Origin of the sequence: Vibrio kyushuensis (assembly GCF_050337325.1) — a bacterium.
GTDB classification, from domain to species: Bacteria; Pseudomonadota; Gammaproteobacteria; order Enterobacterales; family Vibrionaceae; genus Vibrio; species Vibrio kyushuensis.
This window is the reverse complement of record NZ_JAKJSV010000004.1, coordinates 122,231-136,238: the sequence shown is the minus strand read 5'-3', so window position 1 is coordinate 136,238 and position 14,008 is coordinate 122,231. Positions and strand designations below refer to the sequence as shown.

Annotated in this window: 9 protein-coding genes; 6 read left to right on the top strand and 3 right to left on the bottom strand. The window is 42.1% G+C overall.

What is annotated here, in order from left to right:
• Positions 1 to 3 precede the first annotated feature (3 nt).
• Positions 4 to 2,016, bottom strand: coding sequence for a 2,4-dienoyl-CoA reductase FMN-binding domain-containing protein (locus L4D20_RS09790; protein WP_428801395.1), 2,013 nt, complete (start codon positions 2,014 to 2,016; stop codon positions 4 to 6).
• 299 nt (positions 2,017 to 2,315) lie between these two features.
• Between L4D20_RS09790 and sppA the strand changes: the two genes are divergently transcribed.
• Positions 2,316 to 4,181, top strand: coding sequence for a signal peptide peptidase SppA (gene sppA / locus L4D20_RS09785; RefSeq protein WP_428801394.1), 1,866 nt, complete (start codon positions 2,316 to 2,318; stop codon positions 4,179 to 4,181).
• 85 nt (positions 4,182 to 4,266) lie between these two features.
• On the opposite strand, the gene L4D20_RS09780 is transcribed toward sppA, so the two are convergent.
• On the bottom strand, positions 4,267 to 4,920 hold the full coding sequence (locus tag L4D20_RS09780) for a Crp/Fnr family transcriptional regulator (protein WP_428801393.1): 654 nt from the start codon (positions 4,918 to 4,920) through the stop codon (positions 4,267 to 4,269).
• 104 nt (positions 4,921 to 5,024) lie between these two features.
• On the opposite strand from L4D20_RS09780, the gene deoD reads away from it, so the two are divergent.
• From deoD to ansA, 4 genes are all read left to right on the top strand, one after another.
• Complete coding sequence (deoD, locus tag L4D20_RS09775; protein WP_428801392.1) at positions 5,025 to 5,735, top strand: purine-nucleoside phosphorylase; 711 nt, start codon at positions 5,025 to 5,027, stop codon at positions 5,733 to 5,735.
• Between the two features lie 282 nt (positions 5,736 to 6,017).
• Positions 6,018 to 7,565, top strand: a complete 1,548-nt coding sequence (locus L4D20_RS09770; RefSeq protein WP_428801391.1) for a response regulator — start codon at positions 6,018 to 6,020, stop codon at positions 7,563 to 7,565.
• A gap of 259 nt (positions 7,566 to 7,824) precedes the next feature.
• Entirely contained in the window at positions 7,825 to 11,520 is a 3,696-nt protein-coding gene (locus L4D20_RS09765; protein ID WP_428801390.1) for a hybrid sensor histidine kinase/response regulator, read from the top strand.
• Between the two features lie 89 nt (positions 11,521 to 11,609).
• Positions 11,610 to 12,623: an asparaginase gene (gene ansA / locus L4D20_RS09760; RefSeq protein WP_428801389.1), complete on the top strand. Its 1,014-nt coding sequence runs from the start codon at positions 11,610 to 11,612 to the stop codon at positions 12,621 to 12,623.
• Between the two features lie 117 nt (positions 12,624 to 12,740).
• Here ansA and L4D20_RS09755 read toward each other — a convergent pair whose 3' ends face one another.
• Positions 12,741 to 13,043, bottom strand: coding sequence for a YeaC family protein (locus tag L4D20_RS09755; RefSeq protein ID WP_428801388.1), 303 nt, complete (start codon positions 13,041 to 13,043; stop codon positions 12,741 to 12,743).
• Between the two features lie 99 nt (positions 13,044 to 13,142).
• On the opposite strand from L4D20_RS09755, the gene L4D20_RS09750 reads away from it, so the two are divergent.
• Positions 13,143 to 13,964: a DUF2989 domain-containing protein gene (locus tag L4D20_RS09750; RefSeq protein ID WP_428801387.1), complete on the top strand. Its 822-nt coding sequence runs from the start codon at positions 13,143 to 13,145 to the stop codon at positions 13,962 to 13,964.
• Positions 13,965 to 14,008 lie beyond the last annotated feature (44 nt).

Sequence of the window (14,008 nt, the reverse complement as noted above, 5' to 3'; positions counted from 1 at the left end):
GAATTACAAACGTATCGCTAATTCAACGCCTTGCTTAATCGCTCGTACTGCATCCAATTCACCAGCATGATCTGCACCGCCAATGACATGCAGTTTCTCTCCGAGCTGTGACCATTTATCTTCAAATGGACGAACCGATTCCTGCCCTGCACAAATCACGATTTTGTCAGCGTCTAACAGTTGAGGCTTATCTTTCATCACGATATGCAAACCTTCGTCGTCAATTTTCTTATATTCGACACCACCAAATAGATTCACACCTCGCTTCTCAAGCGTTCGCTTATGAATCCAGCCCGTTGTTTTTCCAGGGCCTTTACCAACACGTCCTTGGCGCCTTTGCAGAACCCAAACGGTTTTATCGCTCACTGAAGGCGGATAAGGGTACAAGCCACCAGAATGACCGATCTCTTTATCGATACCCCATTCATGAAGCCAGTCGTCAAGTGTATTGTCTTCCGGTTCAGTGATCATCGTTGCGATATCGACGCCAATACCACCAGCACCAACAATCGCCACTTTGTCACCCACTGGGGTTTTCTCACGAATCAGTGTTTGATAATCAATCACTTTATCCGTGTCATCAATACCAGAAATTTTCACTTTTCTAGGTTCGACACCCGAGGCCATAACAACCTCATCGTACTCCTTCAAGCACTCAAATGACGCTTCAGTATCCAGCATTAAATTAACGCCTGTTGCATCAATCTGATTGGCAAAATATCGAATCGTCTCTCTAAATTCTTCTTTTCCTGGGATTTGCATAGCAAGCCGGAATTGGCCACCGATACGGTCATTTTTCTCAATCAGATCCACATCATGTCCACGCTGCGCTAAGGTCGTCGCGCATGAAAGTCCAGCAGGCCCTGCACCTACGACTGCTATTTTTTTCTTTGTCGTCGCAGGCTGAACAACGATTTCAGTTTCATAACAAGCACGAGGGTTCACTAAACAACTTGCACGCTTACCTTTAAATACGTTGTCGAGGCACGCTTGGTTACAACCAATACAGGTATTAATGAACCGGGCTTGGTCTTTCTCTGCTTTAATGACAAATTCAGGGTCTGCGAGAAATGGTCTTGCCATAGAAACCATATCGGCCTGACCAGAGCTTAAGATTTTCTCCGCTTCCTCTGGGGTATTAATTCTATTACAAGTTACGACCGGAATATTCACATACGGTTTTACTTTCTCTGTCACCCAAGTAAATGCGCCACGAGGTACTTGTGTTGCGATAGTCGGGACTCGCGCCTCATGCCAGCCGATACCCGTATTTATAATAGTAACGCCCGCTTCTTCGAGTTTTTGCGCGAGTAACACTACGTCTTCAAACGTACTGCCCTGCTCAACCAAATCGAGCATCGACAGCCTAAAGATAATAATGAAATCGTCACCAACCGCTTTACGAACTTTACGGACAATTTCTAAAGGAAAGCGCATACGCTTTTCATAGCTACCACCCCAATCGTCGTAACGCATATTGGTGCGTTTACAAATAAATTGGTTAATGAGATAACCTTCAGAACCCATGATCTCAATGCCGTCATAGCCTGCAAGTTGCGCCAGTTCAGCGCTGTTAGCAAAGGCATCAATGGTCTTGTTAATCTGCCTTGGGCTCATTTCACTTGGAGTGAACTTCGCAATTGGGGCTTTCATTCCAGATGCACTTTGAGCAAACGGGTGCATGGCGTAGCGCCCAGCATGAAGCAATTGCAGTGCAATTTTACCGCCATGCTTGTGTACTGCTTCGGTTACAACTTTATGTGATTGAGCATGTTTAGGCTTACTAAATTCTGCACTGAAAGGCGTCAATCGGCCACGTAGATTCGGCGAAAAGCCTCCAGTTACAATCAGCCCGACACCGCCCTTAGCACGCTCTTCATAAAAAGCAGCAAGCTTATGCAGACCTTGTTTGTCTTCTTCTAACCCAGTGTGCATTGATCCCATCAAAACGCGATTACTCAATTGAGTAAATCCCAGATCAAGTGGTTGTAATAAGTTTGAGTACATGGCTGACATCACTATATCTATTATTATTCGTGGTCTGACCAGAATATTCACACTTCAAGTGAAAATCAAACAACCGTTTACATTTTTGCAACACTCGTCAACATCGAACTTGAAATACCTCTACACTAAGTACTGTCATTCGGTATTTTCCTGCTTATCTCCTAATGACTTTCTACTAATACCCTAATTACTTTCTATCAATGCCATAACAACATGCGGTTGTTTGCTAATTTGAGATGGCGTAGGATGTGAATCAGCCCTTCAAACAGCATCATGGACTCTGTTAGGTCAACTACAGTGAAGACTCGATGAAAAAACTATTCAAATTTATTGGTTTGATTTTTAAAGGTATTTGGAAACTCATTACCTTTATTCGCCTTGCGTTAACAAATCTAATTTTTATTCTCAGCCTTGTTGTTATTTACTTTTTGTTTACAAGTGTCGATACACCGACGCCTGAGGTGAAACAGCAATCGGCATTGGTTCTAAATCTCTCTGGCCCTATCGTTGAGCAGCGAAGCTACAATAATCCAATGGATTCGATTACCGGATCAATCTTTGGTCAAGACATGCCGAAAGAGAACGTTCTGTTCGATATTGTGGATACGATTCGACATGCGCAAAATGACGACCAAATTCAAGGGTTAGTGCTGTCACTGCGTAACCTCCCTGAGACAAATCTCACTAAACTTCGATATATCGCTAAAGCATTGAATGAGTTTAAAGCGTCGGGTAAACCTATTTATGCGGCAGGTGAGTTTTATAATCAGAGCCAATATTACCTTGCAAGTTACGCTGACAAAATATTCCTCTCACCCGATGGTGCAGTGCTACTCAAGGGCTACAGTGCATACTCTCTATACTACAAGACACTACTAGAGAAGTTTGATGTCAACACGCATGTCTTTAGAGTGGGTACTTACAAATCGGCCATTGAACCTTTCATTCGAGATGACATGTCAGACGAAGCAAAAGAGTCTGCGGCTCGTTGGTTAACGCAACTTTGGGGTGCATATGTCGATGATGTGGCAAACAATCGCCAGATGGATGCGAAAGCTCTAAACCCATCTATGGATGAGTTCCTTGCAAAGCTTAAAGCAGTCGACGGTAATTTGGCTGAACTTTCTCTACAGCTTGGGCTAGTTGATGAACTAGCAACGAGACAGCAGATTCGAAGTGAACTTGCTGACGTATTTGGAAGCGATGGCAAAGACAGTTACCAAGCGATGGGCTACTACGAATATCGTACAACCATGTCTCCACAATTTAATCTCGAATCCGATGATATCGCAGTCGTAGTGGCTAGTGGCGCGATCATGGATGGCAAACAGTCACGTAATAACGTTGGTGGTGATACTACCGCTAGCCTGCTTCGCCAAGCGCGTAATGACAGCAAGGTAAAAGCCGTGGTGTTACGTGTCGATAGCCCAGGCGGAAGCGCTTTTGCTTCCGAAGTTATTCGTAACGAAATAGACGCACTACGAGCTGCAAACAAACCTGTGGTTGTTTCTATGTCGAGCCTTGCGGCATCAGGCGGTTACTGGATCTCAATGAGCGCAGACAAGATAGTTGCACAACCCACTACATTAACTGGTTCAATTGGTATTTTCAGTGTGATCACTACCTTTGAAAAAGGGTTGAATAACCTAGGCGTATACAGCGATGGAATCGGTACTTCACCATTCTCTGGTGTTGGCGTCACCACTGGTATGTCACAAGGCGCCTCTGATGCCTTCCAGCTTGGTATTGAACATGGCTATAACCGCTTTGTTGGTCTAGTAAGTGCTAACCGTGATATCTCGCTAGAGACAATGGAATCCATTGCTGAAGGCCGAGTCTGGACAGGACAAGATGCATTGGCGCACGGTCTTGTTGATAAGATGGGCGATTTTGATGATGCCATCAATTTAGCAGCAGAACTTGCGGAGCTAGAAAACTACAACGTCTACTGGGTTGAAGAACCGCTATCACCTGCTCAGAAATTCTTCCAAGAGATGATGAATCAGGTCTCTGTTCGATTCGATATTGATATGAGCAGTCTGTTCTCTTCGAGCCTATTTCCGGCATCATGGCAACCAATGATGAATCAAGTCGCGACAGACATATCTTTGCTTGATAGCTTTAACGACCCTAAAGGGCAATACGCTTTTTGCTTAAACTGCCAAGTTCAGTAGCCGTTTAACTTCCGTCAAATAAGCTAATAAAAAGGCCAACTATCATTTGATAGTTGGCCTTTTTCATTCACAGCGATCACCAAAATTAATTCGTAAGAAAATCGTCTAACGCTTGGGGATCTCTGATTGCGACCAGTCCACCTTGCTTTACAAGCAGATCCATATCAATTAGCTGCTTTAGCACTCGGCGATACACTCTCTCTGAACAACCAAACCTGTGCGCTTCTTTACACACTAGATCAAAGTTAACAGGCTCTGCTAACCCTTGCTCTCTCTGCTTAATATCCCAAGCGATATTATAGATCAACGGATGTAAAAACCGCTTCATCGTCAAGCTCATCCCCTCTTGGTACCGACAAGCCAAAGATTGGCTCAACCACCATGATACTTGCGGATTATCAGAAAGAATCGATGTAAATACATTCACAGGAAGAACAAAAGCTTTCACTGACTCACTAGCGACCACATTAAACTGGCACATTTGCTTACTCAGGTATTCAACTTCACCAAAAAGGTGCTGGGAGACAAAGTGGCGACCCAAACTGTAGGTTCTTCCGTTTTCGGCTATGTAATCTAAACCAAACTCACCTAACTCAACCCAATACAAGTGCTCAATCTTCTGTCCTTGCCTTAGTAAAACATCACCTTGTTCAAATGAAATGGCAGGTAATGTTCTTTTACCAAGTTCTTGTAAGAAGGTGCTCAACCCTATTGAGGCGAGTGCGTTTATATCGTTCATATTCTCTCAAAACTAGAGTTAAATTGGTCATTGCGGACAAATGTCCTACTTGGTGCTGCGTCGATAAAATAATCTAACACTTTACGACATAAAAGGATCAAATAATGACCCCACATATTAGTGCTGAAATTGGTGATTTTGCAGAAACTGTCCTCATGCCAGGAGACCCTCTAAGAGCCAAGTTCATCGCAGAGAACTATCTAGATAACCCAAGGCTCGTCACCGATGTACGCAATGTTCTTGGTTACACTGGCGAATACCAAGGAACCCCAATATCCATCATGGCACATGGTATGGGGACACCCTCTATCTCTATTTACCTACATGAACTCATTACAGTATATGGCGTAAAAAAAGCAATACGTGTCGGCAGTTGTGGCGGTGTCGCGGATCACTTAGATCTTAAAGATATTATTGTGGTGACTGGCGCGGGCACAGCCAACGCAATGAACCGAGCCAAATTTGCAGGCTATGATTACCCCGCTACGCCTGATTTTAATCTTCTTCGTCAGTGCTGGACGAGCGCAGATAAACTCGGTATTAAACCGACCTTTGGCAATATCTTTACCAACGACTTTTTCTATGACGATCCAGAAACGCTACTGCCTGCTCTACAACGCTTTAACATTCTCGCCATGGATATGGAAACCTCAGCGCTGTTTACCATTGCAGCAGAAAAACGAATTCAAGCGCTGAGTATTCTTACCGTTTCTGACCACGTTGTAAAAGGCGGTGAAATGTCACCAGAAGAGCGCAAAGCCAGCTTTGATCAGATGATTCGATTGGCACTCGATACTGCCCTACATTCCAGTTAATCTAAAAAACCTATATAAAGCATCAGATAAAACCATCATCACTTATCTAGATGCTTTAGATTTACCTCATTACATCGACAGTAAATTAGCACAATGAGATACGGTCTACTAAGCTACTCATAAATGGAAAATACATTTTAAATTTAAGTGTTAACTCTCTGAAAGAGTGAGCTTTGTATCAGCCACAAGCGCCAACATATACCCCCCCCCCATCGCTGAATATTTCAATGGGATCGATTTCACCTATGAACCAAGGGCCATGAATGTATGGAAGCAAAATCAATGAGCGTACTAGTCGTAGAAGAAACAGATCTCATGAGAAAGGTGCTCAGTGAGCATTTACGACAATTTGGTTATGGCGAAGTAATACAAGCGAACAATGGCCAGCGAGCTGTTGAAGTACTACAAGAACACCCAATATCTTTGATTGTTTCAGGGTTAGAGCTACCCAAAATCAGCGGTACACAGCTACTCAATGTCGTTAGAAACTCTAAAGAGATATGTACGATGCCCTTTCTAATGGTCACGAGTGAAGCAACCCGAGACAAAATAAAGGAGGTAATCCAAGCTGGTGTTTCAGAGCTTTTAATTAAGCCCTTTAGCGCAGCCATATTTAAGAAAAAACTCCTCAATCTTGAAAAGCAAACTTATCACCCATGTGTTCTACCCTCTTTCGATAAAGACACCTTAGACTCCGTACAAGCTAATTCACTCACACCTGAAAGTGAACTATTAACTGACACCAGCAATAAGATTTTGATTGTCGATGATACGACTGAAAATCTCACTCTGCTCCGTGGTTTATTAAAAGATGATTATCAGGTGACATTTTCTAAAAGTGGCAAAAGAGCACTGCAATTATGTGAGGAAGAGACACCACCCGATCTAATATTACTCGACATCATGATGCCAGAAATGGATGGATTTGAAGTACTACAACAAATACGTAAAAACCCGATGACAGAGCATATTCCCGTTATTTTTGTTACAGCTTTAAGCCAGCAAGATGACGAAATAAAGGGATTAGAATACGGAGCCGTTGATTACATAAAGAAACCTATTCAGCCCACCATATTAAAGCTTCGCATTAAATCATTGTTAGCAGGTATTAACCTTCGTAAGTCTCTACAGCTAGAGTACGACCAAATGCTGCAAGAGTCACAATCAAAGCAACACGCAAATCAGATGTTGTTTGACGAACTAAGAAGACCACTCGAGGCTTCTTCAAAAATGCTTAATGATATGTCTTATGACCGAAAGATTAACGAATATGTAAAAGAAAAAATTGACGTACTGCAATCTCTTACATGTCAAACAGCATTGGTGTTAGACCAATCCAAAGTATTGGAGAAAATTGAAATAGGACATTATTCTCCCGAAAGAAAACGCTTTTCCTTACACTCTTTGCTTTCGACGCCCTTATCGATTATGCAGGAGGTGTATAAGAATAAAGGTATTCTCATCTACAGTGAACCCGATGAAGACCTAGACCATCAATTCTCAGTTAAGGGCGATCAGAAACTCACTCAAATCATCATCTTTAATATTCTTAAAAATGCATATCATGCCGCTTCAAGTCGCTCTAGGATTTCGGTCAAATTAACCCACCATGACAAGTACTGCTGTATGAGCATCGAAAATATTGGGGCGGTCTCGAAAGACATGCGACCTATTTTTTGGGATAAACATTCGACATCAGACTCTAGGCACCACCTCGGTTTTGGTACGTATGTAATAAAGTTAATGACTGAGATTCAGCGAGGCAACGTTAAGATGTCTGTTGATGATGATCTTAATACAACAACAATATCACTTTGTTTACCTATTTAGCCTTTGCGAGTTTTACATGTTAGTTGGTGTACCTACTAGGTAGCGGCATTCGGAATTTTATTTACTTTCTCAATAATTCAACTAATTAGCACTCCCCTAACGCTATTACTGCTTTCCCTCACTCTGTGACATTTTTTGACCTACTCCCTCCCGTTACAGTTCACGTGTTCTACTATGTATTAGTGATAATACTAATAACAAAAAAAATTTGGCTATGACAATGGCTCTTTTCCATCGGTAACTTGTATGAGGATCTCGTATGACACTCGTTCGGTCTTTGGCAAAAAAGGCACAACTTTTTGATAAAGGAAACAGGGTATTAATTGGCTTTACGGTATTAGGGACTGCTTTGGTACTTATAGGGTCATTTGGCTGGATAACACTTTCCACTCTCTTTACTACCATCGACCGCTATAACAATGCAGCGCAATTTGAGCACAAGCTTGATGAGGCACGTATTAATGAGTTGGTGTTCACCCGAGATCTAGACTTCGATGCCGCCAACAATGCGACACAAGCGATCTACGATGCTATCGAAGCCATCCAGTTACTAAACGATGATAACCCTGAATCGACGAGCGTTTTCAACGAGCTTTCAGAGCGCCTAAAAGTATTTAATTCTGAATTTGATCAATATGCGTTGCTGCGATTACGCAATGAAGAAGTTCACGGATATATGGTTGCCGCAGCACGTGAAGTTACATCAAGCACTACAGCTCTTAGAAATATTCAATTGAACTACATTAATTACGACACCAATGAAGTAAAGCGAATTAGAGAGGAGATGCAAAAGGCCTCCCAAAGCGTCAATCTCTCCTTTGAATTATTGGCTGTCACTCAGTCATTAAAGAGTATTGAGGTCCACTACCTTCAAAAAAGCCAAGCATTTAATTTGTCTCAACTTCTCTCAAAGGAGCAAGAATTATTAAGGTTAATTGAGGCGTTAGGAGTACTGACAACCAGCTTTGAAAATAAGAGCTTACTATCGATTATGAGTAATCTTACTCGTTTTCACTTTAAGATAATTCGGGACCAATTTAATAATAGTAATCACTTTGAATTTTCTGAACAGCAAGCAACACAACTCGAACTCAACTTAATAGATTTAGAACGAAGAGCTGCACAACTTCGTAATAATAAACAAAGTCAATTTTCGACGCATCAACTGCTTATTAACAAGATACAAGACACTCTCAACTCTCGACTAGATGTCGCCGAAGAGGTCACTCTGTTAGCAAGTAATATCTCCGATGCTCGTCAGATCGACCGTGATTTCATCAAAGCACGAAGTGCAGAAACACAGCAGGTATTGGCGGAACAAGTGTATCGAATTCTCGATGAGGCACTCTTTCGCGCTAAACATATCAACGACATTTTAATTGAAGATGATGAATCGATGATTTTTGAAGGTGTAGTCTTTGATATCGGCCGGTATAAAAGTAACTTTGCTAAAATGGTAGACGTGCGACAACAAGCCACGCAGGTGGGTGCATCCATGGTCAATAACATTCTCGCCATGGATAGGGCGTTAACCAAGGTACATACCGCACGAGATAAACTCATGGAGGACACGAGAGCCTCTTCGCCTATTTTGGCAATAGGGGGCATCGCATTCTCTATCAGTTTGGTGCTCCTAGCCTTTCTTGTTAGAAGTACGCAGAGAACTCAATCTGAGCTAGCAAAGAAACTGACTAAAGCACGAGATCAGGCTCAAACGGCCGATCAAAGTAAATCAGATTTCTTGGCAAATATGAGCCATGAAATTCGCACTCCTATGAATGCCATTATCGGTATGAGCTACTTGGCGCTTGAGTCAGATGAACTTAAGCCAAAACAGAGAAATCATATTGATATCGTTCATCGCTCTGCAAAGTCACTACTTGGTATCATTAATGACATTCTCGATTTTTCTAAAATTGAAGCAGGGAAGCTCCAAATCGAACAAATTGATTTCCCCGTTCAAAATGTTTTTGATGATTTCTCGAACATTATTGGGTTAAAAGCAAAAGAAAATGGTCTAAAGCTTAATATAAACATTGAGCCAAACTTTCCTGATTATGTTGTAAGCGACCCACTTCGACTTGGGCAGATACTACTTAATCTAGGAAGCAACGCGATAAAGTTTACTAAACAAGGCGGAGTTGAGCTAAGCGCTCGTGTCAAAGAATCGTCTCATGCCCACTCTGTGCTTCAATTTTCTGTTACAGACACGGGAATTGGCATGACCAAAGAACAAATGCGCTCATTGTTTAGCTCATTTCAACAGGCTGATACTTCCATCACCCGCCAATATGGTGGAACAGGCCTTGGGTTAGCCATATCTAAACAACTCAGTGAGCTAATGGGAGGAGGAATTTCTGTCGACAGTAAGCCAGACAAAGGCTCAACCTTTACTTTTTGGGTTACCGTACAACCAAGTACAACAAAAACAGTTGTAGGTAGCTCAAAAAAAGACAATTTCGAAAATCGAAATGTACTCATCGTCGATGACGATGATTCAGCATGTAAAATCGCCGAAGAGCATTTAAAGCGAAACGGCATAGAATCAAACAGTGTTAGCAACGTTGACCAAGCCGTAGATTCGATTCATCTCGCCTATTCTACACACCAACCATACGATGCAATTTTGCTAGATTGGAAGATGCCAGAAAAGAGCGGTATTTCACTGGTTAAAGTTCTAAGCGAAAGTAACCTTCAACCAAATACACCCATCATAATGCTCACTTCCTATGAGCCAGATGATATCAAAGTAGAGCTTTCTCAATTAAATTTATCCGTAGAACACATCTTAAGTAAACCAATAAACTCAACACAACTCAATGACCTGCTCTCCACTCTTTGGAAAGAAAGCAACCGTATTGACTCACCCGATATGTCCATTAACCAGCCGCATAGAAACAACCTCAGCGCGCTCGCTGGATGCCATGTGTTGCTCGTTGAAGATAATTTAATGAATCAGACGCTTGCCTGTGAACTGCTCTCTAGTGCGCACATGAGTTACTCAATTGCTAATAATGGCCAAGAAGCGATCGACCTCTTAAGAGTTAATAAATTCGATGGCGTACTAATGGATTGCCAAATGCCGATTTTAGATGGCTACCAAGCAACGTCTAAAATTCGCCATGAACTCGAACTTGAGGATCTACCCATCATTGCAATGACGGCAAGCAATATGGAGGGTGATAGACATAAAGCGATTGAATCAGGTATGAACGACTTCATTTCAAAGCCTGTCGATATTCAGGAGATGTTTGCCACATTGCGTAAGTGGCTAGCCCCTTCTGAAGTCGCACATGGATCCGCGCGGGAGTCTAATAACAAACAGCAGCCCATTGCTCAACCAACTAAACACGATTGCAATGCACTCGACTCACCTGCATCAGTCGATTGGGCAAGTGGCATCAAACGCTGTAACGATCAAATTAGTCTGTACCACACTTTACTCAACCAGTTTATAGAGCACTATTCTCTGGAGAGTATCACTCAACAAATAGCCACAGATGTTGTAGAAGAGCGCTACCTTCATACTCTAAAAGGTATTGCCGGAAACATCGGGGCTCGTAAGTTACACCAACTATGCAGCGATCTAGAAACCTCTATCCAACAAACCGAAAAGGACAATGTGACAAGGTTGATAGCAAAAATTGTCACAGAGTTTGAGATTCTTCACGCACAGATCCCTTTGTATTTGGAGACTATCAAGCCAGATACAGCTTCCTCTCAAGTTCGCATAGTAAAAACACAGGGCGAACTACAACTACAACGAGACGAGCTCATAAAAACCCTTACTGAAGCAGACGCCGATGCTATTGACTTGATCAATAGCATTAACCACCACGACGAAATAGGTATGAGCCAAGAACAGTTTTTAGCAATAAAAAAGGCGATCAATAATTTTGATTTTGACGCTGGCTTAGATTTGCTCATAAAAGACGTACAAAAAACGAAGGCTTAACCACTAAATTGTGCATATATGCGTAGAATTAATGGGATGCAACGGTCTATAATCGCCGCCTGTTCCCAAATTACTAAACGGTTTTCATCATGACGAGAAAACACATCTATATCGCCTACACAGGCGGTACTATCGGTATGCAAAAATCTGATCACGGTTTTATACCTGTGGCCGGCTTTATGGAAAAACAACTCGCAGGTATGCCTGAGTTTCATCGCCCAGAAATGCCAGAATACACTATCCATGAGTATGAACCGCTAATTGACTCGTCTGATATGACTCCGATGGATTGGCAACAGATCGCTGATGATATTCGAGCCAACTATGATAAGTACGACGGCTTCGTCATCTTACATGGTACCGACACAATGGCTTACACCGCGTCGGCGCTGTCGTTCATGCTGGAAAACCTAGGAAAGCCAGTGATCGTGACAGGTTCACAAATACCGTTGGCTCAGTTGCGATCAGATGGCCAAGCTAACCTGCTCAATGCACTGCATATTGCGGCAAACTACCCAATCAACGAAGTCACTCTTTTCTTCAATAACCAACTGATGAGAGGAAATCGTAGCACCAAATCTCACGCAGATGGTTTTAGCGCGTTCACTTCCCCAAATATGCAACCACTGCTTGAAGCAGGGATCAGCATTAAGGTCAGTAACGATGTAACGGTAGACCAGAAACCTGAAGGGGCTTTTAAGGTTCATAACATTACGCCACAACCTATCGGTGTGATCACAATGTATCCTGGAATCTCACACGAAGTGATCCGAAATACATTGCTTCAACCCGTTAATGCGATGATCTTGCTGACCTTTGGCGTGGGTAATGCACCGCAAAATCCTGAGTTATTGGCTCACTTAAAAGAAGCATCAGAACGCGGTGTTATTGTCGTTAACTTAACTCAGTGTTTAGCGGGAAAAGTAAACATGGGCGGCTATGCGACTGGCTGTGCACTGCAAGATGCTGGTGTTATCAGTGGTTTTGATATGACCCCTGAAGCGGCGCTAGCTAAGTTACATTACTTGCTTAGCCAAGGGCTGTCATATGAAGAAGTCAAAGAACAGATGCAAAAAGTACTGCACGGTGAGATGAGTCTGTAGTTTGAGCTTAAACTAAAGCCTACTTGTTCTATCATTACCTAAAAATTTAAAAAGCTATCTTAGTACTTCACTAAGATAGCTTTTTTGTTTTTTCAGTTCCGACAACTGTTGTTCCGTTTACTTGGCGCCTATGCCCTGCTCTTCGTTAGGGTTTACACGTAAAATGTCACTTTCGTTCTTTTTAAACTGCTTTTTTAGTTCAGACTTTGACTTGAAGCTGATCTCACCGCCCGCTGCGACTGTCATATGTGGCGCGTCTACATTATGCTTAGATTGATAAAGCATCACTGCTTGCATACAAGAATCTCGTTGGGATTGAGAAAGACGACCACCTTCTGGCCACTTTCCAGTTTCAACAGCATAAATTAATCGCTGATAAACTTCAGGTGTAATAGCATCAATTAATATTTCAGCATCCATGTTCTATCCTTACGTTATGAGGCTGTACCAAAATATAACGCTCATCAATTGAGTCAAGGTTAGTTAGAAGAATAAGAGTAATCGATCACAAGCGAATGTATGAATTTATCTAAAATAACAATTACCATCTTTGCAACGCTCTCTTTGTCTGGATGTTTGGAAATCACTAAAAACACCGATCAACTGTGTGAAAGTACACCCGCACTTCGTTGTGAGCTACTTAACATGAACGATGGTCAATGCCGCCTTCCAAGAACAGATTTGATTTGGCACCGCTACGAAGTGTTCAAAGATCCAAGTGATATCAATGTTATTCAAGAATACGAATTTGCAAGACTATATAGAAGATGTTTAGAGCTTGCCGCACAAATACAACCCATTGATCAAAGTGGGCTCAAGCAACGCCGATTTAATGCATTAATTCATTCTGGTGACGAACTAGAACGTATTGTTGAAGAGCTAAAGCAGTCTCGTTCTCCTGAAACGCTCTATTTTTTATGGAGCCAAGTTGGCGATGAACAAGCCCGCAGAGAGTTTTTACAACTTGAAGGCTCACCCCAATTAGACACCGCCGAAATGCAATATGCGCTCGCGACTTTTTATACTAGCCGAGATCATTTAAAAACCATCGAGCTACTAAAACGATCACTTGAACTTACCCGATCAGGCTCTGTGAACACCGAAATCCTCAAAACTCTTGCCAGCACCCATTATCGAGTTCAAAACAAAGAACGTGCCTACATCTGGGCTATGGTGGCTAAAGATTTTGATGTCCCTATCGCTTCCGATCAAGAAATACAGCTTTTATACGGTTTTACAAAAGATAAATACCAAGAATTGGATGATATTGCAGATTCAGTCGAAGATTCTATTAGCTCAGGATCGTTTAATAGAAACGTAATTCCTCAAAATTTGAAATAAACCAACCAATTTTAAATTATGTAACAATGAAACAGAAAGCGGTG